Source organism: Alterirhizorhabdus solaris (assembly GCF_007785815.1).
GTDB lineage: Bacteria > Pseudomonadota > Alphaproteobacteria > Sphingomonadales > Sphingomonadaceae > Alterirhizorhabdus > Alterirhizorhabdus solaris.
In genome coordinates this window covers 1-21,930 of sequence record NZ_VNIM01000070.1, presented here as the reverse complement: position 1 = coordinate 21,930, position 21,930 = coordinate 1, and the positions used below count along the sequence as shown (strand labels likewise).

At 70.4% G+C, this 21,930-nt stretch carries 20 protein-coding genes and 1 pseudogene; all 21 read right to left on the bottom strand.

Annotated features, from left to right (window positions below; genetic code table 11):
• On the bottom strand, positions 1 to 1,161 hold a 1,161-nt coding region (gene ftsZ, locus FOY91_RS15260), incomplete at its 3' end, for a cell division protein FtsZ (RefSeq protein WP_145153847.1).
• Between the two features lie 94 nt (positions 1,162 to 1,255).
• Positions 1,256 to 2,521: a cell division protein FtsA gene (ftsA, locus tag FOY91_RS15255; protein WP_145153844.1), complete on the bottom strand. Its 1,266-nt coding sequence runs from the start codon at positions 2,519 to 2,521 to the stop codon at positions 1,256 to 1,258.
• A gap of 82 nt (positions 2,522 to 2,603) precedes the next feature.
• Positions 2,604 to 3,587, bottom strand: coding sequence for a cell division protein FtsQ/DivIB (locus FOY91_RS15250; RefSeq protein ID WP_145153841.1), 984 nt, complete (start codon positions 3,585 to 3,587; stop codon positions 2,604 to 2,606).
• On the bottom strand, positions 3,584 to 4,525 hold the full coding sequence (locus FOY91_RS15245) for a D-alanine--D-alanine ligase (protein WP_145153838.1): 942 nt from the start codon (positions 4,523 to 4,525) through the stop codon (positions 3,584 to 3,586). The genes FOY91_RS15250 and FOY91_RS15245 overlap by 4 nt, the downstream gene beginning before the upstream one ends.
• Entirely contained in the window at positions 4,522 to 5,442 is a 921-nt protein-coding gene (gene murB, locus FOY91_RS15240; RefSeq protein WP_238995725.1) for a UDP-N-acetylmuramate dehydrogenase, read from the bottom strand. The genes FOY91_RS15245 and murB overlap by 4 nt, the downstream gene beginning before the upstream one ends.
• On the bottom strand, positions 5,439 to 5,636 hold the full coding sequence (locus FOY91_RS15235) for a hypothetical protein (protein ID WP_145153835.1): 198 nt from the start codon (positions 5,634 to 5,636) through the stop codon (positions 5,439 to 5,441). The genes murB and FOY91_RS15235 overlap by 4 nt, the downstream gene beginning before the upstream one ends.
• Positions 5,633 to 7,051 (bottom strand): UDP-N-acetylmuramate--L-alanine ligase, encoded by a 1,419-nt coding sequence (gene murC, locus FOY91_RS15230; RefSeq protein WP_145153832.1) that lies wholly within the window; start codon positions 7,049 to 7,051, stop codon positions 5,633 to 5,635. Before murC ends, FOY91_RS15235 begins: the two co-directional genes overlap by 4 nt.
• Positions 7,048 to 8,223, bottom strand: coding sequence for an undecaprenyldiphospho-muramoylpentapeptide beta-N-acetylglucosaminyltransferase (gene murG, locus FOY91_RS15225; RefSeq protein ID WP_145153829.1), 1,176 nt, complete (start codon positions 8,221 to 8,223; stop codon positions 7,048 to 7,050). Before murG ends, murC begins: the two co-directional genes overlap by 4 nt.
• Entirely contained in the window at positions 8,220 to 9,404 is a 1,185-nt protein-coding gene (locus tag FOY91_RS15220) for an FtsW/RodA/SpoVE family cell cycle protein (protein WP_145153826.1), read from the bottom strand. The genes murG and FOY91_RS15220 overlap by 4 nt, the downstream gene beginning before the upstream one ends.
• Before the next feature lie 13 nt (positions 9,405 to 9,417).
• Positions 9,418 to 10,698 carry a UDP-N-acetylmuramoyl-L-alanine--D-glutamate ligase gene (murD, locus tag FOY91_RS15215; RefSeq protein ID WP_145153823.1) on the bottom strand — a complete coding sequence of 427 codons (1,281 nt, stop codon included), beginning with the start codon at positions 10,696 to 10,698 and terminating at the stop codon, positions 9,418 to 9,420.
• The gene (gene mraY, locus FOY91_RS15210; RefSeq protein ID WP_145153821.1) at positions 10,695 to 11,765 is read right to left on the bottom strand and encodes a phospho-N-acetylmuramoyl-pentapeptide-transferase; all 1,071 of its coding nucleotides are present in this window, start codon (positions 11,763 to 11,765) and stop codon (positions 10,695 to 10,697) included. Before mraY ends, murD begins: the two co-directional genes overlap by 4 nt.
• On the bottom strand, positions 11,753 to 13,150 hold the full coding sequence (locus tag FOY91_RS15205; protein WP_145153818.1) for a UDP-N-acetylmuramoyl-tripeptide--D-alanyl-D-alanine ligase: 1,398 nt from the start codon (positions 13,148 to 13,150) through the stop codon (positions 11,753 to 11,755). The genes mraY and FOY91_RS15205 overlap by 13 nt, the downstream gene beginning before the upstream one ends.
• Positions 13,147 to 14,616, bottom strand: a complete 1,470-nt coding sequence (locus tag FOY91_RS15200; RefSeq protein WP_145153815.1) for a UDP-N-acetylmuramoyl-L-alanyl-D-glutamate--2,6-diaminopimelate ligase — start codon at positions 14,614 to 14,616, stop codon at positions 13,147 to 13,149. The genes FOY91_RS15205 and FOY91_RS15200 overlap by 4 nt, the downstream gene beginning before the upstream one ends.
• Positions 14,603 to 16,327: a peptidoglycan D,D-transpeptidase FtsI family protein gene (locus FOY91_RS15195; RefSeq protein ID WP_476692376.1), complete on the bottom strand. Its 1,725-nt coding sequence runs from the start codon at positions 16,325 to 16,327 to the stop codon at positions 14,603 to 14,605. The genes FOY91_RS15200 and FOY91_RS15195 overlap by 14 nt, the downstream gene beginning before the upstream one ends.
• Entirely contained in the window at positions 16,324 to 17,133 is an 810-nt protein-coding gene (locus FOY91_RS15190) for a hypothetical protein (RefSeq protein WP_145153812.1), read from the bottom strand. The genes FOY91_RS15195 and FOY91_RS15190 overlap by 4 nt, the downstream gene beginning before the upstream one ends.
• A complete protein-coding gene (gene rsmH, locus FOY91_RS15185; RefSeq protein ID WP_145153809.1) occupies positions 17,130 to 18,122 on the bottom strand; it encodes a 16S rRNA (cytosine(1402)-N(4))-methyltransferase RsmH in 993 nt (330 codons plus the stop codon). The genes FOY91_RS15190 and rsmH overlap by 4 nt, the downstream gene beginning before the upstream one ends.
• Entirely contained in the window at positions 18,119 to 18,688 is a 570-nt protein-coding gene (locus FOY91_RS15180; RefSeq protein ID WP_145153806.1) for a division/cell wall cluster transcriptional repressor MraZ, read from the bottom strand. Before FOY91_RS15180 ends, rsmH begins: the two co-directional genes overlap by 4 nt.
• Positions 18,689 to 18,885: 197 nt before the next feature.
• A complete protein-coding gene (locus FOY91_RS15175) occupies positions 18,886 to 20,190 on the bottom strand; it encodes a hypothetical protein (RefSeq protein ID WP_145153803.1) in 1,305 nt (434 codons plus the stop codon).
• Between the two features lie 38 nt (positions 20,191 to 20,228).
• Entirely contained in the window at positions 20,229 to 20,570 is a 342-nt protein-coding gene (locus tag FOY91_RS22420; RefSeq protein WP_238995724.1) for a hypothetical protein, read from the bottom strand.
• Positions 20,571 to 20,675: 105 nt separating this feature from the next.
• Positions 20,676 to 21,680, bottom strand: coding sequence for a cysteine synthase A (locus FOY91_RS15165; RefSeq protein WP_145153800.1), 1,005 nt, complete (start codon positions 21,678 to 21,680; stop codon positions 20,676 to 20,678).
• 96 nt (positions 21,681 to 21,776) lie between these two features.
• Positions 21,777 to 21,923, bottom strand: a pseudogene (locus FOY91_RS15160) (DNA-deoxyinosine glycosylase); the annotation flags it as partial.
• Positions 21,924 to 21,930: the final 7 nt, after the last annotated feature.

Genomic DNA, 21,930 nt, shown 5'->3' with positions numbered 1-21,930 from the left:
AGGCGGGGTTACGGGCTGGGGCGCGGGGGCAGCCTCCCGGGGCACCGGCTGCTCCGCCACGGGCACGTTCGCCTGCGCGACCGCCGGGGCGGGGGCGGGCGTGGGTGCCGGGGCTGCTGCCGGCGTCGGAGCCGGGTCCAGCTTGCGGGCCTGCGGGAAGGTGAACAGCTTGGCCGGCTCGGCCACGGGCGAGGTGTCCGCCTCTATGCCGGTCGCGACCACCGACACGCGGATCTTGCCTTCCAGATCGTTGTTGAATGCCGAGCCCCAGATGATGTTCGCATCCGGATCGACGAGTTCCTTGATGTGGTTGGCCGCCTCGTCCACCTCCATCAGGCGCATGTCCTCGCCGCCGGTGATCGAGATGATGACGCCCTTGGCGCCCTTCATGCTCACCCCGTCCAGCAGCGGGTTGGCGATCGCCTTTTCCGCGGCCTCGATCGCGCGATTGTCGCCCGAGCTTTCGCCGGTGCCCATCATGGCCTTGCCCATCTCGCCCATCACGGAACGGACGTCGGCGAAATCGAGGTTGATGAGGCCGGGCATCACCATCAGGTCGGTGATGCCGCGCACGCCCTGCTGGAGCACCTCGTCCGCCATCTTGAAGGCGTCCTTGAAGGTCGTGTTCGGGTCCGCCACCAGGAACAGGTTCTGGTTCGGGATCACGATCAGCGTGTCGACATGCTTCTGCAACTCGTCGATCCCCGCTTCGGCCGACTTGGCGCGGCGGTTCCCCTCGAAGCTGAACGGCTTGGTGACGACGCCCACCGTGAGGATGCCGCGATCGCGCGCGGCCTTGGCGATCACCGGTGCTGCACCCGTGCCGGTGCCACCGCCCATGCCGGCGGCGATGAAGCACATGTGCGCGCCGTCCAGCGCGCGCTCGATCTGCTCGATCGTCTCCTCGGCGGCGGCGCGGCCGATCTCCGGCCGAGAACCCGCGCCCAGCCCCTGCGTGATCTTCAGGCCGAGCTGGATGCGGCTTTCCGCCGACGAGGCGTTCAGCGCCTGCGCATCGGTGTTCGCGACGATGAAGTCCACGCCCTGCACGTCGGAGGCGATCATGTTGGCGATCGCGTTGCCGCCCGCGCCGCCGACGCCGATCACGCTGATGCGCGGCTTCAACTCATCGACTTCGGGACGCATGAACTCGATCGTCATCTGATAATCTCCTGTCGCCGTACACGGCTCGACCTGCTTAAAACTTGCCCCATGCAACCCCTCAACGCACGCGAAAAGTTGCTGGATCGTGGATTTAATACGCCTTGCGGAAGGCGGCCATCATGCGCTGTACCACCCCCGCCGCGGTGGGCCGGTGCACGGTGATGAGCGAGGGATCGATCTGGCGGAGGTCAACCGGCGCGGAGGCGGCATATTGCACCAGCCCGGCCAGCGTGGCGAAGGCCGGGCCGGAATGCGCCTCGGGCAGGCCGGCAAGACCGCGCGGCCGGCCGATCCGTACCGAGCGGCCGAGCAGCCCCTGGGCATAGTCCGCCATGCCCTTCAGTTCCGCGCCGCCGCCGGTCAGCACCACCTGCCGCCCCACCGGGCCGGTGAAGCCGAGCGCCTTCAGCGTCGTCGCCACCTCGTTCATCCAGTGCTCCAGCTGCTGGCGGATGATCGCGATCAGCTGCGCGCGCGTCATCCGGCCGACGTCGGCGCCGTCCGCATCGCCGCCCACCGGGGCGATATCGATCATGTCGTGGTTGTCGCGCGGGGAGGTGGTGGCCGAACCGTAGAAGGTCTTGATCCGCTCCGCATCGAACCGTCGCATCCCGAAGGCGGAGGCGATGTTGTCGGTGATGTCGTTCGCGCCCATCGCGATCGAGTGCAGCCCTACCAGCATCCCGCCCGCGAACAGCGAGACGTTGGTGACGCCCGCACCCATCTCCACCAGCGCCACGCCCAGCTCGCGCTCCTCGTCGGACAGGCAGGCCATGCCCGTCGCGATCGGCGAGGCGACGATCGATTTCACCTCCAGATGCGCCGACCGCACGCACAGGTCGACGTTCCGCACCGGCGAGGCCTCCGCCGCGACGACGTGGATATCCACGCCCAGCCGGTCGGCGTGGAGGCCGAGCGGCGTCTTTGTGCCCTTCAGCCCGTCCAGCGTATAGAGCGTCGGCTGCGCGTGCAGCACCATCCGCCCCTCCGGGTCGATCGAGCCGCGCCCGGCGGCCAGCAGATCGTCGATATCGCGCTGCTCGATCCGGTGGCCGCCCAGATCGACCTCGACGGAGGCCAGCGTGGACACCAGCCCGCCGGCCGAGAAGCTGACGTACACGTCCTCGATGTTGGTGCGCGCGATCCGCTCGGCCTGCTCCACCGCCTCGCGGATCGCCGCCTCGGTGCGCTCCATGTCGGCGATGTAGCCGCGCCGCACGCCCTTGCTCTCGCGCTGGCCAGTGCCGAGCACCTGCAGCTCGCCCCCCTCCTCGGGCGCCAGCGCGATCAGCGCGCACACCTTGGACGAGCCGATATCGAGTGCGGTGATGAGCCTGCCGTTGTGATTATGCGCCATGCGTTCCCCCGATGATCGCGCGCGTCGTCCCCCGCCGTGCGCCGGCCCTGCTCATGCCCGACTCTCGTTCATGGGCTGGGCCTCATGTGTTGCTCGTCCCGTCCTCGTCCACCGGCGGCGGCGCGGCGCGCGGAACGGCCGCCGGGGTAGTCGCGCCACCGGTCGGCGTATCGATCGCCGGGGGCGGCACCGGATCCTTCACCCGCACCACGAACCGCCCCGGCACGCGCATGTCGAAGCGGACGATGCCCTGTCCCAGCAGCCGGGCCACGCCGTCGCGCTTGGCGAAATCGACCAGCGCATCACGCGCCTGCGCGTCGCCTTCGGGCAGCGACAGCGTTTCGCCCGATCGGAAGCGGATATCCCAGCGGCGGTCGCCCACCCAGGTTGCGCCGTCCAGCATCGGCTTCAGCTGCGGCGCGGCCTTCAGCAGATCGGCCAGCGCATCCAGCCGGCGGTTGGCGCCCGGCCCGATCACGATCGGCAGATCGGGCAGCGGCGTGCCTTCCAGCCGCACCTGCTCGATCACGCGCCCGTCCGCATCCACCAGCGCCAGCCGGCGCTGATATTGCCAGATCGCCGCCGGCTGCCGCTCGACGATGTCGATCACCAGCGTATCGGGGAAGCGGCGGGAAACGCGCGCGTCCTTCACCCAGCCCTGCTGCAGCAGCCGCTGGCGTATCTCGCCCAGATCGACAAGCGGCATCGCCCGCGCGGTCTGGTCCAGCGAGGCGTTCTCCACCTGTCGGCGGTCCATCCGGTCGATGCCGGTGATCTCAATCCGCTTCACCGCAAAGCCGGCGCGGCCGATCAGCTCGCCGATCTCGGTGCCCACCATCTGCGGCAGCCCCATCGCGATGAAGCCGAAGATGGCGCCCGCCACCAGCAGCAGCACGATCAGCCACCGCCCCGCGATGCGCGCGGCCGAGGCGACGCCCGGCGGCATGATCGCCAGCGCCCGGTTCGCCTGCGCCTGCGTCTTCACCACCACGCGCGGCTTGGCCGGCGTGCGCTTGCGCGGCGGCGCACCGCGGCGGATGGTGGCGGGCTGGGCGCGCGCGGTCATGCGGACTCGTCCTCCGGCAACGCTTCCTCGACGATGCGCTGGACGAGCTGGGCATAGCTCATCCCGAGGTGCTTCGCCTGCTCGGGCACGAGGCTCAGCGGCGTCATCCCCGGCTGGGTGTTCACCTCAAGCAGGTACAGACCGGCCTCGCCCTGCTCCTCATCCCAGCGGAAGTCGGAGCGCGAGGTGCCCTTGCAGCCCAGCACGCGATGCGCCTTCACCGCCATCGCCAGCGCGGACGAGGCGATCTCCGCCGGAATCTGCGCGGGGCAGACGTGGACGGTCAACCCGTCGGTATATTTCGAATCGTAATCGTAGAAGCCGGCCTGCGGCTTCAGCTCCGTCACCGCCAGCGGCCGGTCGCCCAGCACCGCCACCGTCAGTTCGCGCCCCTTGATGAACGGCTCGGCCAGCAGCCGGTCGAAATGCTTCCACGGCCCCTCGACGTCATGGCCGATCGGGCTGCCGTAGTTGCCGTCGGCCGTCACGATCGCCACGCCCACCGACGAGCCTTCGTTCACCGGCTTGAGCACATAGGGCCGCAGCAGCGGGTCGGCGGCGTGCAGGCTCTGCGAATCGACCATCAGCCCGGCGGGCATGCGGATCCCGTGCGGCACCAGTTCGTTCTTGGTCAGTTGCTTGTCGATCGCGATCACCGAGGTGGCGAGACCCGAGTGGGTGTATTTCAGCCCCATCAGGTCCAGCAGCCCCTGCACCGAGCCGTCCTCGCCCGGGCAGCCGTGCAGCGCGTTGAACACCACGTCGGGCGCGGCCTCGGCAAGCCGGGCGGCCACGTCGCGGCCCATGTCGATACGAGTGACGCGGTGGCCCAGCGATTCGAGCGCGTCGGCAACACCGTTGCCGCTCGACAGCGACACCTCGCGCTCGGACGACCAGCCGCCCATCAGGACGGCGACGTGGCGGGGGGTGATGGTCATGCGGTTTCCCCTACCCGCTGGATTTCCCACTCCAGCGTCACGCCGGTTTCCGCCAGCACGCGGGCGCGCACCTCGTCGCCCAGCGCCTCGATGTCGGCCGAGGAGGCGCCGCCGAGGTTGAGCAGGAAGTTGCAGTGCTTTTCAGACACCTGCGCCGCGCCGCGCATCAACCCGCGACAGCCGGCGCGGTCGATCAGCGCCCATGCCTTGTCGCCGGGCGGGTTCTTGAAGGTGGAGCCGCCGGTGCGGCTACGCAGCGGCTGGCTGGCCTCGCGCTCGGCGGCGATGCGGTCCATCTCCGCGCCGATCGTCGCCGGATCGCCCGGCACGCCCTCGAACAGCGCCTCCACCACCACCGCGCCCTCGGACAGCGCCGAATGGCGATAGCTGTAGCCGAGCGCCGCCGCCGGCGCCTCCACCACCGCACCGTCGCGCGTCACCGCCGTGTAGCTGACGAGGACATCCGAAACGTCGCGGCCGTAGGCGCCCGCGTTCATGCGGCACGCGCCGCCCACCGTGCCGGGAATACCGCGCAGGAACTCCAGCCCGGCGATGCCGGCGTCCCGCGCCGCGCTCGCCACGGAAATGCCCATCGCCGCCGCACCCGCGCGCACACGGTTGCCCGGTTCGATCGTCACCTTCGCAAAACTCTTGGGCAGGCGCACCGTCACGCCGGCCACCCCGCCGTCGCGCACGATCAGGTTCGATCCCACGCCGATCGGGAAGACCGGCACGGCGGGATCGAGCGCGCCGACGAATGCGGCGAGGTCCGCCACGTCCGCCGGGCGCACCAGCCATTCCGCCGGCCCGCCCGTGCGGAACCAGATGAAGTCCGCCAGCGCGCCACCGGCCGTCGCCTGCCCGCGCAAGGCGGGCAGGACGTCGGTTGCGGCGACGCGCATGGCGGCAAGCGTCATTTGCGGACGCCCCACAGGCCCATCCACGTTTCCCACGCCTTGCCGTTGGCCTCGGCCACGCTCTGCGCCGCCTTGAGCGCCCCCTGCAGATGCGGCGCGGTGCCGAGCATCTTGGTAGCGGCTTCCAGCTGCGCCTTCTGTGCGGCGATCATCTGGTCCTGCAGCATCTTCCAGCCGACGAACGGATCGTTCATGCCCTTGCTCCTTCGATCGCGCCGGCAAGCCCCGCGGCCCATTTCGTGATGTCGCCGGCGCCCAGGCAGATTACCATGTCACCCGCCTGCGCGACAGTCGCGAGCGTGGACGCCAGTTCGTCCGGCCCGGCGATCTCCTGCGCGGCGCGATGCCCGCGCGTCTTCAGCCCGCGCACCAGCGCCGCCGCGTCCACGCCCTCCAGCGGCTCCTCGCCAGCGGCATAGACCGGAGCGACGTACACCATGTCGGCATCGTTGAAGGCGGACTGGAAGTCGCTCATCAGATCGCCCAACCGCGAGTAGCGGTGCGGCTGCACCACCGCGATCACCCGCCCCGTCACCCCTTCGCGCGCGGCGGCAAGAACCGCGCGTATCTCCACGGGATGGTGGCCGTAATCGTCGATCACCGTCACGGCGCCGCCATCCATCGCGATCTCGCCCACCTTGGTGAAGCGCCGCTTGACCCCGCCGAAAGCGGCGAAACCCTTGGCGATCACCGCGTCGGGAATGTTCATCTCCAGCGCCACGCCGATCGCGGCCAGCGCGTTCTGCACGTTGTGGCGGCCCGGCATCGGCAGCTCGATCCCCTCGATGCTGCGGGTCGTGCCGTCGCGGTGGCGCACGATCACCTCGAAGCGGTTGCCGCCCGGAATCGGCGTCACGTTCACGCCGCGCACGTCGGCCTGCGCGGAAAAGCCGTAGGTGACGACCCGCCGGTCGCGCACGCGCGGGATGATCGCCTGCACCTCCGGGTGATCGAGGCACAGCAGCGCCGCGCCGTAGAAGGGCACGTTCTCGACGAACTCGACGAAGCTGTCCTTCACCTTCTCGAACGAGCCGTAATGATCGAGATGCTCGGGATCGATGTTGGTGACGACCGCGATCGTGCCGTCCAGCCGCAGGAAGCTGCCGTCGCTTTCGTCGGCCTCCACCACCATCCAGTCGGATGCGCCCAGCCGGGCGTTGCTGCCATAGCTGTTAATGATGCCGCCGTTGATGACGGTCGGGTCGATCCCCCCGGCATCGAGGATGGCGGCCACCATCGAAGTGGTCGTCGTCTTGCCGTGGGTGCCGGCGATGGCGACGGTCGATTTCAGCCGCATCAGTTCCGCCAGCATCTCGGCGCGGCGCACCACCGGCACGCGGCTTTCCAGCGCCAGCTCCACCTCCGGGTTGCCGCGCTTGATCGCGGTGGAGGTGACGACGACGGCGGCGTCGCCCAGATTCTCGGCGCGGTGGCCGATGAACACCTCGATACCCTTGTCGCGCAGGCCCTGGATCACGTAGCCCTCGGCCACGTCCGACCCCTGCACCTTATAGCCCAGATTATGCATCACCTCGGCGATGCCGGACATGCCGATGCCACCGATGCCGATGAAATGGATCGTGCCGATATCGGTTGCGACACCCTTCATGCGAATGCTTCCGTTCCGAGTTTCTTCGAGCCGCGCGCGGCGGGGAGGCCATCCACCACCGGAGTGCGGCCCAGCCCTTCGACCAGATCGGCCAGATCGCGCGCCGCATGGGGGCGGCCGACGCTGCCCGCGCGGCGCGCGGCGTTTTCGAGCGAGCCCGGCTCCAGCGCCAGTTTCTGCATCTGCTTGGCCAGTTCGATCGCGGTGAAGCGCGGCTGGCGGATCACCCGCGCGCCGCCCGCCGCCACCATCTCGCGCGCGTTGGCGGTCTGGTGGTCGTCGGTCGCGGCGGGATAGGGCACGAGGATGGCGGGGCGGCCGGCCACGCTCAGTTCCGCCAGCGTGGAGGCGCCGGCGCGGCCGATCACCAGATGCGCCCAGCCCAGCCGCTCGGGCAGGTCCGGCAGATAGGTGGCGAGGTCGGCGGGGATGTCGAAGCTGCGGTAGCGCGCGCGCACCGCCTCGATATCCTCCGGCCGGCACTGCTGCGTCACCTGGATGCGGCGGCGGAAGGCGATCGGCAGCAGGCCCAGCCCCTCGGGCACCACATCGGACAGCACGGTCGCGCCCTGGCTGCCGCCGATCACGAGGATGCGGAACACGCCGTCCTCGGTCAGCGGCGGATAGGGCTGATCGCGCAGATCGACGATCTCGTCGCGCACCGGATTGCCGACGACATGCACGCGGGGCCGCAGCTTTTCGGGCAGGCGCGTCACATCGCCGAAGCCGGTGGCGATCACGTCCACCCGCCGTGCCAGCAGCCGGTTGGTGCGGCCGAGGACGGCGTTCTGTTCGTGCAGCGCGGTGGGGATCCCGGCCTTCAGCGCCGCCAGCAGCGCGGGCAGTGCGGGATAGCCGCCGAAGCCGATCACCGCCGAAGGCTCGAACGTGCGATACAACTGCCGCGCCATCTCGCGCCCGCGGTGGATCGCGCGCGCGGCCTTCAGCCAGCCGACCGGCCCGCCCGTCAGCCGCCCGGCCGGCAGGATATGCGTCTGCACGCCCGCGAACAGGCCCGGAAACCGCGCGCCGCGATCGTCCGTCACCAGCGCGACACGGTGGCCGCGCCGGGTGAGTTCGGCCGCGAGCGCGTGCGCGGGGATCATGTGGCCACCGGTGCCGCCAGCCGCCAGCACGAAGTGGCGGGTGATACCGGGGATCGTCTGGCTCATTGGCGGCTGCTCCACTTCACCACATAAGGCGAGCGGGTCAGATACGGATTACGGCGCGTGAACGCCAGCAGCAGGCCGAAACCGATCGACACCGCCAGCAGCGACGAACCGCCGTAGCTGATGAACGGCAGCGTCATCCCCTTGGACGGCACGACCTGCACGTTGACCGCCATGTTGACCAGCGCCTGCAAACCGAACTGCGTGGCGAGGCCGGCGGCGGCGAGGATCAGGAAATTATCCTCCTCGTCCAGCAGCTTGATGAACACGCGCACCATGATGGCGAGGTAGATGAAGGCGATGGCGAGGCAGGAGATCAGGCCGAACTCCTCACCGATCACCGAGAAGATATAGTCGTTGTGCGATTCCGGCAGCTTGAACTTGCGCACCCCGCCACCCGGCCCCAGGCCCACGAGGCCACCGTTGACGATCGTCGCATGCGCCACATCGACATGGTAGGTGTCGCCCGATCCGGTGACGAATTCCATGATCCGCCCGCGCGCCACGTCGTAGAACAGGAACGCCAGCACGATCAGCCCCAGCGCAGCGCCGCCCAGCGCATACAGCCACTTCATCGCCACGCCGGAAAGCAGCAGCAGCGCCATCCACACCGTGCAGAAGATCACCGTCTGGCCGAAATCGGGCTGCTTCATCAGGAACAGCGCGATCAGCCCCACCGCCAGACCGGACAGCGGCACCACCGGCAGGCTGCGATCCTGCTGGCGCAGCGACAGCACCCACGCCAGCGCCACGACGAAGAACGGCTTCAGGAACTCCGACGGCTGGAAGCGGATCGGATCGACGCCGATCCAGCGCACCGCCCCGTTCACCTTGATGCCGACGAACGGCACCGCGACGAGGCAGAGGGCGAACACCACCGCCGCCCAGATCGACCAGCGCCGCGCCGCCTCCTTGGGCAGCATCGACACGCCGATCATCGCCGGCACGCCGAGGCCCACCCACACGAGCTGGCGGGTGAAGTAGTAGAGCGGCGGCTTGCCCTCCAGCCCGGCGGCGGCAGGCGAGGCGGCGGCCACCGCGATCAGCCCGATGCCGATCAGCAGCGCCACCAGCAGCAGCAATACGCGATCGATCTCCCAGAACCACGTCGCATACCAGCTGCGGTCGGCACGGCCGAGGCGGACGACCTGCTTGGGCTGCCGCTGGATCGTCGAACCCGTCATCGCCCCCGCCCCTTCACGAAAGCGCCCCGACCGCCGCGCGGAACGCCTCGCCCCGCGCCTCGAAATCGCGGAACTGGTCGAACGAGGCACAGGCCGGCGACAGCAGCACCACCTCGCCCGCCACGGCGGCGGCGGCGGCGGCGCGCACCGCGGACTCCAGCGTGCCGGCGTTCGTCACCGCCGGCACCCGCCCGGTCAGCAGGCGCTCGTACAAAGCGGCGCTGTCGCCGATGGTGTAGGCGGCACGGACGTGGCCCAGCAGTGGCTCGCACGCATCGAGATCATCGGTCTTGGCAAGGCCACCGACGATCCAGTGGACGGCCGGATAGGCCGCCAGCGCCGGCGCGGTGGAGGTGGGATTGGTCGCCTTGCTGTCGTTGACGTAGAGTACGTCGCCGATCGTCGCGACCCGCTCCATGCGATGCGGCAGGCCCGGATAGGTCTTGAGCGCGGCCTCGATCGCCGCCGCCTCGATGCCCAGCGCACGGGTGGCGGCAACGGCGGCCGACACGTTCTGCGCGTTGTGTGGGCCTTGCAGCGCCGGCCACTCGCGCTGATCGCCCGCATCGGCGGCGGTCACGCTCACCAGCCCGCCGATCACGCCGGCCGCGATCGCCCGGCTGGGATTGTCCTCCACCGCGATCACCGCCACCTGCGTGGCCTTCTGCATTTTGAACAACCGCGCCTTGGAGGCGGAATAGCCGGCGAACCCGTCGTAGCGGTCGAGATGATCGGGCGTCACGTTCAGCAGCACCGCCACGTCGCAGGCCAGCGTGCGGGTCAGGTCGATCTGATAGGACGACAACTCCAGCACATAGACGCCGCCCGCGTCGAGCGGCTCCTGCCCGAGGATCGGCAGGCCGATGTTGCCGCCCAGCGTCGCGGGCACGCCCGCGCTGACGAGGATGTGGTGGATCAGTGCGGTGGTGGTCGATTTGCCGTTGGTGCCGGTGATGCCGACAACGCGGTGCGGCGGCAGGGCGGCGCGTGCCTGAGCGAACAGTTCGATATCGCCGATCAGCGGCACACCCGCCGCCTGCGCCGCCGCCGCGATCGGGTGGCGGTTGATCGGCACGCCCGGCGACACGACGATCCCTTCGAACCCGGTGAGGTCGATCGCCAGCGGATCGGCGATCCTTGCTTTGTCCGCCACCAGCGCGCGCGCTTCCTCACGCTCGTCCCACGCCGTCACCTCGGCGCCGCTCGCCACCAGCGCGTTCACCGTCGCCAGCCCGGACCGTGCAAGCCCCAGCACCGCATAGCGTCTGCCGCGAAAGGCGGGCGAGGTAATCACCGCAGCTTCAGCGTGGCGAGGCCGGCCAGCGCCAGCACGAAGCTGATGATCCAGAAGCGGATCACCACGGTCGGCTCGCTCCAGCCGAGCTGCTCGAAATGGTGGTGGATCGGCGCCATCCTGAACACCCGCTTTCCCGTCCGCTTGTAATAATAAACCTGGATTACCACCGATACGGCTTCCAGCACGAACAGGCCACCGACGATCGCGAGCACGATCTCGTGATGCGTCGCCACCGAGATCGCACCCAGCGCACCGCCCAGCGCGAGGCTGCCGGTATCGCCCATGAACACGGCGGCCGGCGGCGCGTTGAACCACAGGAAGGCGAGGCCCGCGCCGATGATGCACGCCGTCACGATCGTCAGGTCGCCCGCCCCCAGCACATGCGGGATCCCCAGATAGCTGGCGAACTTGGCGTTGCCGACCAGATAGGCGATCACGAAAAAGGCCAGGCATGCGATGATGACCGGCATCGTGGCGAGGCCATCCAGCCCGTCCGTCAGGTTCACCGCATTGCCGAACGCCACGATCACGAAAGCGGCGAAGAAGATGTAGAACGGCCCGAGATCGATCACCGCGCCGTTGTAGAACGGCACGTACAGCTCGGTGCCGTTGCCATCGAGGATCAGCCAGGCGGCAACCCCGGCGATGGCGAACTCGAACAGCAGCCGCACCTTGCCCGAAACGCCCTTGTGGCTGCGTTTCCGCACCTTGTCGAAATCATCCATGAAGCCGACCAGGCCGAAGCCCAGCGTCACGATCATTACGCCCCACGTGTAGCGGTTCGTCAGGTCCATCCACAGCAGCAGCGACACCACGAGCGCGATCAGGATCATCAGCCCGCCCATCGTGGGCGTGCCCACCTTGGACAGGTGCGTCTGCGGCCCGTCCGCACGGATCGGCTGGCCCTTGCCCTGCCTCACGCGCAACCAGCCGATGAACTTCGGCCCGATCACCAGCCCGATGACGAGCGCGGTCATCGCCGCCGCGCCGGCGCGGAAGGTGATGTAGCGGATGAGGTTGAGCAGCCCGGGGAAGCCGAGATGTTCGGCGATCAGATAAAGCATGAAGACGCGCCCGTTACCGCCGCGCCACCCGCCAGCGCCCCGACGAGGCGGGCGAGCCCGACGGCATTCGATCCCTTGACCAGCACCGCATCGCCGGGCGCGATACGCCGGATCAGCGCATCGCCAGCAGCGGCGGCGTCGGCCACATGCGCGAAATCGATCCGCCCCTCAAGCGCCTTGGCGAGCGGCGCCATGCCCGCCCCGACGAGCAGTGCGAAATCGACGGCGGCTGTCGCCAGCGGGCCGGCAAGCGCGGCATGGAAATCATCGGCCCCCTCGCCCAGCTCCCGCATCTCGCCCAGCACGACGAGGCGGCGGGTGGCGGGCGTGTGCCCCAGCGTGTCGATCGTCGCCTTCATCGAGGCGGGGTTGGCGTTGTAGCTCTCGTCGATCAGCGTCGCCTCGCCCCCCTGCACCGCGATCGGCACCCGCGCGCCGCGCCCGGCCAGCCCGGCCATCTCGGCGAGCGCGAGGCCGGCGGCGGCCAGGTCGCCGCCCACCGCCTCCACCGCCGCCAGCACGGCGAGCGCGTTCGACACCCAGTGCGCGCCGGGGGGGGCGAGCGTGAAGGTGAGGTCGGCGGCCACCAGCCGTGCGGACACCAGCGTGCCCGCCGCCACCGGCAACGCCTCGCGCGCCCACACGTCCGCGCCTTCGCTCAGGCCGAAGGTGACGATGCGCGCGGCATGGGGCGTGGCGGCGGCGATCAGCCGATCGCGGTGCGGGCTGTCGTACGGGACGATCGCGACGCCGCCCGGCTCCAGCCCGGCGAAGATCTCGCCCTTGGCGTCGGCGATCGCTTCCTCGCCGGAAAAGTAGGCGGTGTGCGCCGGCGCGATGGCGGTGACGATGGCGACGTGCGGGCGCACCAGCCGCGTCAGCGCCGTCAGTTCGCCGGCATGGTTCATCCCCATCTCGAACACGCCGAAGCGGGTATCGGCCGGCATCCGGGCGAGGCTCAACGGCACGCCGACATGATTGTTGTAGCTTTTCACCGAGCGATGCACCGCCCCCGGCGCCGCCCGGTCCAGGGCAGCGAACAGCGCCTCCTTGGTGCCCGTCTTGCCGACCGAGCCGGTGACCCCGATGATCCTCGCATCCGTCCGCGCACGGGCGGCGCGGGCCAGCGCGTCGAGCGCGGCGGTGGTGTCGGCCACCCGGACATGCGGATGGTCGACGGCCTCGCTCACGATCGCGCCGGCCGCCCCTTGCGCGAACGCCCTGCCCACGAAGCGATGGCCGTCGGTCGCCTCGCCCTTCAGCGCGACGAACAGGTCGCCCGGGCCGATCTCGCGCGAATCGAAGGCCACGCCGGTGGCGGTGAAATCACCGTGGGCGGTGCCCGCCGTGGCGGCGGCGATGGCGGCGGCGGTCCAGAGCGTCATGCGGCGCACGCGCGGGCGACCGCCACGTCGTCGAACGGCAGCACGCGCATCGCCTCGCCCCGGCCGACGATCTGGCCCTGTTCGTGGCCCTTGCCGGCCAGCAGCACCACATCGTCCGCGCCCGCCGTGGCGATGGCGGCGGCGATGGCCTCGCGCCGGTCGCCGATCTCGGTCGCGCCCGGCGCCCCCGCCAGCACGGCGGCGCGGATCGCGGCGGCATCCTCGCCGCGCGGATTGTCGTCGGTCACGATCACCACGTCGCCCATATCGGCGGCGACCTTGCCCATTTCCGGCCGCTTGCCGGCATCGCGATCCCCGCCCGCACCGAACATCACGATCAGCCGGCCCTTCGTGTGCGGCCGCAACGCCTCGATCGCGGCGCGCAGGCCATCGGGGGTGTGCGCGTAATCGACATACACCGGCGCGCCCGCCCGGCTGATGACGGCACGCTCCAGCCGCCCGCGCACCGGCTGGACGCGGGAAAGATCGGCGAAGGTCGCGGCCACATCGCCGCCGGTCGCGATCACCAGCCCGGCCGCCACCAAGGCGTTGGCCGCCTGATAGGCGCCGATCAGCGGCAGCTTGACGACATGCGTCGCGCCATCGGTCGAGATCGTCAGCGTCTGGCCCAGCGGCGTCGCCTCGCGCGATATCAGCCGCAACGCCTCGCCCTTGGTGCCCACCGTCAGCACCCGCAGCCCGCGTTCCGCCGCCAGTTCGGCGACGCGGCCGGAGGCTTCGTCGTCGGCCCACACCACCGCCGCGCCGTCGCGATCGACCACCTCGGTGAACAGCCGCAGCTTGGCCTCCAGATAGGCCTCCATCGAGCCGTGATAGTCCAGATGGTCGCGGCTGAGGTTGGTGAAGGCGCCCGCCGCCACCGGCAGCCCCTCACTGCGGAACTGATCCAGCCCGTGGCTCGATGCCTCGTAGGCGGCGTGGTCGATCCCCTCGCGCGCCAGCCCGCCCATGTTGCCGAGGAAGGTGGCCACATCAGGCGTCGTCAGCCCGGTCGAAACCTGCTCATCCGCCGTGGTCACGCCCAGCGTGCCGATCGAGGCGGCGTTGTGCCCGGCCATGCGCCACAGCTGGCGGGCCAGCTCCACCGTCGACGTCTTGCCGTTGGTGCCGGTGACGGCCACCACCGTTGCCGGGAACGGCGCGAAGAAGCGCGCGGCCAGCCGGGCGAACAACCGGCGCGGCTCGGCATCGGCGATGTGCAGCGCACCTTCCACCCGCGCCTCGGGCCGCGCCACCACGGCGATGGCGCCGGCGGCGACGGCGGCGGGGATGAAATCCTCGCCGTTCACGCGCTGACCGCCGAAAGCGCCGAACACGGTGCCAGGCGCCACCTTGCGATGGTCGATCGCGAATCCGGTAACGCTCGCGCCGCTGCCCGTGGGCAGCGCGCCGCTGGCGGTGGCGCCTACCTGCGTGGCGAGTGCCGCCAGATCATTCGACCGCATTCGGGTTCGCCCCCTTCGGTTCCCACAGCAGCGGCAACAGCTCGCTCTCGTCGACGTCCTTCGTCAGGCTCGGCATCACCCCCAGCAGCGGGCCGATGCGGGCGACCGTGCGGGCGATCACCGGCCCGGCCGTCCAAGCGGCGGTGGCGTAACCGAAGGTGTCGGCGGTGCCCTTCGGCTCGTCCAGCATCGCGATGATGACGAAGCGTGGCGCATCCATCGGGAACACGCCGGCAAAGGTGGAGATCAGCGAATGATGCGCGTAACCGCCGGCGCGCGGTTTCTCCGCCGTGCCGGTCTTGCCGCCCAGCCGGAAGCCGGGCGCGTCCGCCTTGCGGCCCGTGCCCTTCATCACCACCAGCCGCATGAGCTGACGCATCCGCGCGCTCGTCGCCTCGGAGATCACGCGGCGTCCCTCGGGCACCTGCCCGGGCGCGCGCTTCAGCAGCGTGGCCGGGCGCCACACGCCGCCGTTCACCAGCGCGGCGTAGGCGCTCGCCAGATGCAGCGGCGTCACGGCGATGCCGTGGCCGTAAGCGACCGTCATAGTCGTGGTGCGCGCCCAGAACTTGGGCCACAGCGGCCGGCCCTTGGCGCCCAGCTCGATATCGGCGGGCGCATCGAAGCCCAGCTTGCGGAAGAAGGCGGCGGTCCGCTCCGGCCCCAGCGCGTCGGCGATCCGCGCGGTGCCGATGTTCGAGGAATGCACGAGGATCTCGGGCACGTCGAGGAAGCGGTTCTGGGGGTGATCGTCCTTGATCTTGAAGCGGCCCACCTGCAACGGCGCCGTCGCATCGTAGCGGTGCGACATCGAGGTGACGACACCGCTCTCGATCGCGTTGGCCATGGTGATCATCTTGAAGGTCGATCCCAGCTCGTACACGTTGAGCGTGGACTTGTTCGCCAGATCCTCGACCGCCCCGAAGCTGGGGGCGTTGGGGTTGAAGCTGGGCAGCGATGTCATCGCCACCACCTCGCCGGTCTTCACGTCCAGCACGAGGCCCGACGCGCCGATCGCCGAATGCTTCACCATCGCGGCGTTCAGCTCGGTTTCCAGCGCGGCCTGCACGCGGCTGTCGATCGACAGCGCCACCGGCCGGCCGCGCCCGTGATCGGCGGTCAGACGCGTATCGAGCACGCGCTCCATGCCCGAGGTCGGCTTGCCGTCCTGATCGAGCCAGCCCATCACGTGGCTCGCCAGGTTGCCCTGCGGATACAGCCGCTCCGGCTCCCGCCCCAGCGCGATCGCCGGCTCGCCGATGGCGTTTACCTGCTTGATGAGTTCGGGCAGCGCGCGCCGCTTGAGATAGACGAAGCTGCGGCCCGATTTCAGGATCGCGAGATATTCGGCCTCGGTGCGATCGGGCAGGATCGCGGCCAGCTTCGCCGCCACCACCTCGGGCGGGTTCATCAGCTTGTCCGGATGCACCGCGATCGACCACGCGTCGATCGTGCGCGCCAGCGTCACCCCGTTGCGATCGACGATGTCGGCGCGCGGCGGGATCAGGCCATAGGTGCTGGCGGCCGTGGGCGCCGGGCCGGAGGCGACCGCCATCCACGCCAGCTTGCCCGCGATCACCGCCGTCGCGGCGATGAACAGCAGCATCATCACCATCAGGCGGAAATGCGCGACGGACGCGCTTTCCACCCGCGCGCCCGCCAGCCGGACGCGCTCGGGCGGCGCGGCGATCGCGGGGAAAGGCGCGTTCACGGGCGGCGGCTGCCGCGCTCGGCGTTGGCGATGCGGCCGATCTCGGCCAGCGAGCGGGAATCGAGCGGCCCGTTGGCGAGCATCGCCACCTTGGTCGGTGCCTTCTGCTCACGCGGCGGCTTCACGTAGGTGGCCTGCCGCAGCAACGGCTGCGCCTCCTCCTCGACCGGTGCCGCACGACGCGCCGGCTTGAAGGCGACCTGCCTCACCTCGGCCTTCGCCGGGGTGGCACGCGCCGGCGTGGACGCCTTGGCGGCAGTCTTCGACGTCGCCTCACGCAGCGGCCGTGCGGCGGGCTTCGCTGCCTCGAACGAGGCCTCGCGCAGCGGGCGTGCCGACGCGGCGGGCTTCACCTGCTCGAAGGAGGCCTGACGCACCGGATGCACGGGCGCGGCCGGCTTCACCGTCTCGAGCGTCGCCTGCCGCACCTCCGCCGGGGCAGACGGCGCCGGGCCAGACGGCGCGGACGCCGCCGGGGCGGCAGCCATCACCACCGCCGGCACCGGCAGAGCGGGCAGCGCCGAAAGGCTCGCCAGCTGCACGTCGCCGGTGATGAACTGCTGCGCGCTGGGGGCGGCGAGCGCGAAGGTCTGGCCGTTCCACCGCTCGATCTGCGCCATGCTGCCGCGCGTGCCCAGCTCCGTCTCCAGCTCGCGGATGGCGCGGCGGCTCTGGCCGATCTGGCGCTCCACCTTGGCAAGCTGCGCGCGTTCGGCCGCGACATGCTGCGTCACGAGATAACAGGCGAGCGCGGGCACGACCGCGACAGCGACCCAGGTTACCGAACGGAAGCGAGCGGCCATCATGACGCAGGGCCTTTCTCTGACAGATTGGGGTGGGGCCAGGGGGAAGCAGCCGTCCGCCGCGCGATACGCAGCGTGGCGGAACGGGAACGGGGGTTGCGGGCGATTTCGGCCTCGCTCGCGCGGACGGGCTTGGACACCGCCTCGAAACTTGGGGCCGGGCCGCCCGCGCCCGCATCGGGGCGATGGCGCGACCCGGCCGGGGTGGCACCGCTGCGCTGGCGCAGGAAGCGCTTGACGATGCGATCCTCGCCCGAATGGAAGCTGACCACCGCGAGGCGACCGCCCGGCTTCAGCACGCGCTCGGCGGCGGCGAGGCCGTCTTCCAGCTCCCCCAGCTCGCGGTTCAGGTGGATGCGGATCGCCTGGAAGCTGCGCGTCGCCGGGTCTTTCTTGTCGTGCGGCTTGTAGCCCAGCGCGCGGCGGACGATCGCGGCCAGCTCGCCGGTGCGGGTCAGCGGGCGCGCCGCCACGATGGCATGCGCGATCCGGCGCGAGCGCGGCTCCTCGCCCAGTTCGTACAGCACGTTGGCGATATCGGCCTCGTCGGCGGTGTTCAGGAAGTCGGCGGCGCTCTCGCCCTCCTGCTCCATCCGCATGTCGAGCGGGCCATCCGACTGGAACGAGAAGCCACGATCCGCGCGGTCGAGCTGCATCGAGGACACGCCGATATCCAGCGTCACCCCGTCCACCGCCGCCACGTCGCGCTCGGCCAGCGCCTCGGCCATGCGGCCGAAGCGATCGGGCACGAGTACGAGCGCCGCCTCCGCCGCCTCCAGCGCGCGGCCCTCGGCGATGGCGTCAGGATCGCGATCGAAGGCGAACAGCCGCGCCACCCCGGCAGAGAGGATCGCGCGGGTATAGCCGCCCGCGCCGAACGTGCCATCGACGTGCGTCTCGCCGGGCGCGGGGGCGAGGCCGGCGATCACCTCGGCTAGCAGCACGGGGGCGTGGCGCGGATCGTGACCAGTGTCGGAAAGGAGGTCGCTCATTTCGCGCGATCCTCCACCATGTCGCGCACGTCGTCGGCCAGGTCGGGGTTGCGGCCCTCGACGTGGGTGATGAAGTTCGCCGGGTGCCAGATCTCGAACGTCTCGCCGACGCCGTGGAAGAACACGAGATTGTCGCGGCCGTTGTCGGCGGCGGGATCGATGCCGATGCGCTGGCACAGCCGCGCGCTCAGCACAATGCGGCCGTTCACGTCCCACGCCAGGTCGAAGGTGCTGCCGAGCATCTCCATGTCGTCGCGGATCGCGTCCTCGCGCTCCTGCCCGCGCAGATCGGCGTGGCGCAGCGCCAGCTTGTCGGCATATTCACGGACATACTGGTTCTCGAAGGCGATCAGGCACGGCCGCTTCGGGTCGCGCGAGACGATCACGACCTTGCCGGCGCTGGCATGGCGGCCCTCGTCGCCCTCGGCCGGATCGAACCCGTCCTGCGCGATCACGCGGCGGTGGCGGGTCTGGATCACGCCGCGGAAATCAGACGGCACGGAGACGCGACCTTTCTTGTCGATCCCGTTCAGCGCCTTCCCGCGAAAATGATCTGAAATCGCCAACTGTTCGCCCTGTCAGCCAGTGGCCTCGGCCACCGTTGGACACCCTCCGCCGCCATACGGAAAGAGCGGTCCACCCCTTGTGTTGAAAGCGCTAACATGGGGGCTTGGTGGTCACAAATGGTTTTGCGTGGGCTGGTGTGGGCAAGCCTGTGCATGAATGGGTTGAGCATCTTGCGTCAGACCCTCGCATTTCAGCCTTATTTCACCTTCCGTTCCTGTGGATAACCATGTGGGTCACCTTTCGTGCCACGCCGCCGATGCGACGAATGGATGAGCGCGACGCCCAGCCCGGACAGGGCCAAGGCCAGCCCCGGCAACGCCGCGCCCACATAAACCCATGGCAAGCCCCCCGGCCGTGCCCACGAAACCGAATCGGCCGCGCGGCGGGAGGGGGCTCCGGCAAGCCGATCCAGCCAGTCGGCGACCAGAAGCACATTGTCCCCGCCTCGCGCCAGACGGCTGGCACCATCGGCGCCCATGCCCACCCACAGGCGGTCGTCCAGCAAGTCCGCGTCGGCCAGCACCACCGCCTGCCCCCGCCCGATCCGGCACGTCGCGCCGTGCCCACCCGCGATCGCGCGACAGCCCGGCCCGCTCCGCACGATCCCCGGCGCATCGCTGACGATCCGCCGCATGCCGCCGCCGCCGGTCGCGACGTCGATCGTGGCGAGTCCGCCCCGGCCCCGGCCGATCGACATGCCCCATCCGGCCAGCAGCGGGCCCAGCGCCATTTCTCGCGGCGGGCGGCGCGGGTCGCCCGGCGGCAGGTCGCTCGGCCAGCGCAGATCGGGATCGGCGAGCACCACCGCCCGACCGCCCATGCGAACCCATCGATCGATCGCGGCGGTTTCCGCCGGGGCCAGCGCGCGCGGCTGGGCGGCGAGCAGCAACGGCGCCTGCGCCAGCGTGGCGGGCGTGGCGACGTCGATCGGAATCAGCCGGAACTCGTCGGCAAGGCGCCGCGCGCCGAGGCTCGGCGATGAGGCCAGTGCGCCCGCCACGCCGCCCTCGCCCCACAGGATCGGCAGGCCGGTGAGCAACATCACGGCCGGGCGCGGCCCGCCGACCGGGGCCGGCGGTGGCCGCAGCGCAATCGCTTCATATACCCGCAGCGGCCCCGGCAGCAGCAGCACACCCGCCCCCAGCACCAGCCCGAGCAGGCGGGCGAAGCGCGACTCCACCCGTCGCGCCACGGCGAACGGCACCTCGATGAGCATGGCCAGCCCCAGCCCGCCCAGCACAGCGCGCGCGGCATCAGCCGACACCCCGGTGCCGCCGAGCGAGGCCGCCAGTATCGCCTCACCCGCGCTCGCCGCCAGCAGCGCCGCGCCATAGGTAGCCCAGCGAACGCCGGCCGGCCGATCGTGCAGCCACGCTGCCAGCCCGAGCAGCAGCCAGGGGCGGAAGGCGAGGAAGATCGCCACCTCGGCCCGGTCGCGCGCAACGAACTGGCCGAGCGTCAGGCCCGCGATCAGCTCCGCCAGCGCGAAGCCGCTCGCCATGAACGCCAGCGATGCGGACGCCGGCAGCCGGGCGTGCCTCAGCGCGGGGCGGGCGGCGATGGCGGCGTCGTGCCGGCGCGCAGGGGCAAGGCGGGCGGCGGCGTGGCCGTGTTCGGATCGATCGTATTGGCGCCGGCATCGCCGGCATAGCCCGGCGCGACACCCAGCTCCGCCAGCGGCTCGCGCGGGGATTCCACGGCGGCGAGGCTGTTTTCGGCCGGCGCGCTGGCCGGCGTCACCACCAGTGGCCCGTTGCGCCGCTCGTCGTTGGTCAGGCCGAAGAAAGCCGCCGCCAGCAGCACCAGCAGGAACACGCAGGCAAGGCCCGTAAGCCCGATGCGCACCCGTTGCATCCGCTCGCCCCCCCGATCAGCGACCATGTCACGCCTCCGCAAGAGAGGGGAAACTAGCGGGAGATTCTCGTCCTGTCGACGCCATGCCCCATCCTGCCGGCCGGGCGACGCACGCCGATCGCGTGGCGCGGGTCAGCGCGATGCTCCTGCCGCTGCCAGCGACGGCGGGACGGCCAGCCCTTTTTCCGCGAGCCAGGCCGGGTTGTACAGGCTGGAAAGGTAGCGAAAACCCGAATCGCACAGGATGGTGACGATCGTGTGGCCCGGCCCCATCTGCCTTGCCAGCGCCATCGCCCCCGCCACGTTGATGCCGGAGGACAGGCCGAGACACAGCCCCTCCTCCATCAGCAGGCGGTGGACCTGCGCCAGCCCCTCCGCGTCGGAGATGCGGAACTGGGTGTCGATCGGCGCGCCTTCCAGATTGCCGGTGATACGCCCCTGCCCGATGCCTTCCGCCACAGAGCTGCCCTCCGCCTTCAGCTCGCCCGAGCGGTAGTATTCGTACAGCGAGGCGCCGTGCGGATCGGCCAGCCCGATCACGATATCCTCGCGACGCTCCTTCAGCGCCATGCCGACGCCCGCGATCGTGCCGCCGGTGCCGGCCGCGCAGATGAAACCGTCCACCCTGCCGGCGGTCTGCGCCCAGATTTCCGGCGCGGTGGTGTGAATGTGGGCCATGCGGTTGGCGGTGTTGTCGAACTGGTCGGCCCACAACGCGTTCTCCGTCTCCCCCGCGATCCGGCGCGAGGTGTGGACGAAATGGCCGGGGTTGGAATAGGGCGCCGCCGGCACCAGCACCAGCTCCGCCCCCAGCGCGCGCAGCGTGTCCATCTTCTCGCGGCTCTGCGTCTCGGGCATCACGATGATCGTGCGGTAGCCCTTGGCGTTGGCCACCAGCGCCAGGCCGATGCCGGTATTGCCGGCGGTGCCCTCCACGATCACGCCGCCCGGCTTCAGCGTACCGTTCGCCTCGGCATCCTCGACGATATACAGCGCCGCGCGGTCCTTCACCGATCCGCCGGGGTTCATGAACTCGCACTTGGCGAGGATCTCGCACCCCGTCTCGGCGCTGGGGCCGGCGAGGCGAACGAGCGGCGTGTTGCCGATCAGGGCGAGCGAATTGGGAATGACTGGCATGGCGTTCGCGATAGCCGAGCCGGGGCATCAGCGGCAAGCGAGCTTGTCTTTCCCGCCGCAAATGCCGGATAGCGGGGCGATGGTCGCGCCCTCCCCGCCCACCAGCCGCCAGAACTGGTTCTGGGGGTGTGCATAATAACGCGCCGCCGCCAGCGAGGCGACGCCGGGCAGGCTACCGAGCAGCAGCAGCCGGGTGCGATCGTCCACCACCGGCGGGAAGGAACGGTGGCGGCGGCGCGTTATTATGCAC

Bases quoted from the DNA above. Each gene is read 5' to 3' on its own strand.
- ftsA (WP_145153844.1), bottom strand. From the start codon at position 2,521: ATGGCGCATAATCACAACGGCAGGCTCATCACCGCACTCGATATCGGC.
- FOY91_RS15250 (WP_145153841.1), bottom strand. From the start codon at position 3,587: ATGACCGCGCGCGCCCAGCCCGCCACCATCCGCCGCGGTGCGCCGCCG.
- FOY91_RS15245 (WP_145153838.1), bottom strand. From the start codon at position 4,525: ATGACCATCACCCCCCGCCACGTCGCCGTCCTGATGGGCGGCTGGTCG.
- murB (WP_238995725.1), bottom strand. From the start codon at position 5,442: ATGACGCTTGCCGCCATGCGCGTCGCCGCAACCGACGTCCTGCCCGCC.
- FOY91_RS15235 (WP_145153835.1), bottom strand. From the start codon at position 5,636: ATGAACGATCCGTTCGTCGGCTGGAAGATGCTGCAGGACCAGATGATC.
- murC (WP_145153832.1), bottom strand. From the start codon at position 7,051: ATGAAGGGTGTCGCAACCGATATCGGCACGATCCATTTCATCGGCATC.
- murG (WP_145153829.1), bottom strand. From the start codon at position 8,223: ATGAGCCAGACGATCCCCGGTATCACCCGCCACTTCGTGCTGGCGGCT.
- FOY91_RS15220 (WP_145153826.1), bottom strand. From the start codon at position 9,404: ATGACGGGTTCGACGATCCAGCGGCAGCCCAAGCAGGTCGTCCGCCTC.
- mraY (WP_145153821.1), bottom strand. From the start codon at position 11,765: ATGCTTTATCTGATCGCCGAACATCTCGGCTTCCCCGGGCTGCTCAAC.
- FOY91_RS15205 (WP_145153818.1), bottom strand. From the start codon at position 13,150: ATGACGCTCTGGACCGCCGCCGCCATCGCCGCCGCCACGGCGGGCACC.
- FOY91_RS15200 (WP_145153815.1), bottom strand. From the start codon at position 14,616: ATGCGGTCGAATGATCTGGCGGCACTCGCCACGCAGGTAGGCGCCACC.
- FOY91_RS15190 (WP_145153812.1), bottom strand. From the start codon at position 17,133: ATGATGGCCGCTCGCTTCCGTTCGGTAACCTGGGTCGCTGTCGCGGTC.
- rsmH (WP_145153809.1), bottom strand. From the start codon at position 18,122: ATGAGCGACCTCCTTTCCGACACTGGTCACGATCCGCGCCACGCCCCC.
- FOY91_RS15175 (WP_145153803.1), bottom strand. From the start codon at position 20,190: ATGGCGAGCGGCTTCGCGCTGGCGGAGCTGATCGCGGGCCTGACGCTC.
- FOY91_RS22420 (WP_238995724.1), bottom strand. From the start codon at position 20,570: ATGGTCGCTGATCGGGGGGGCGAGCGGATGCAACGGGTGCGCATCGGG.
- FOY91_RS15165 (WP_145153800.1), bottom strand. From the start codon at position 21,680: ATGCCAGTCATTCCCAATTCGCTCGCCCTGATCGGCAACACGCCGCTC.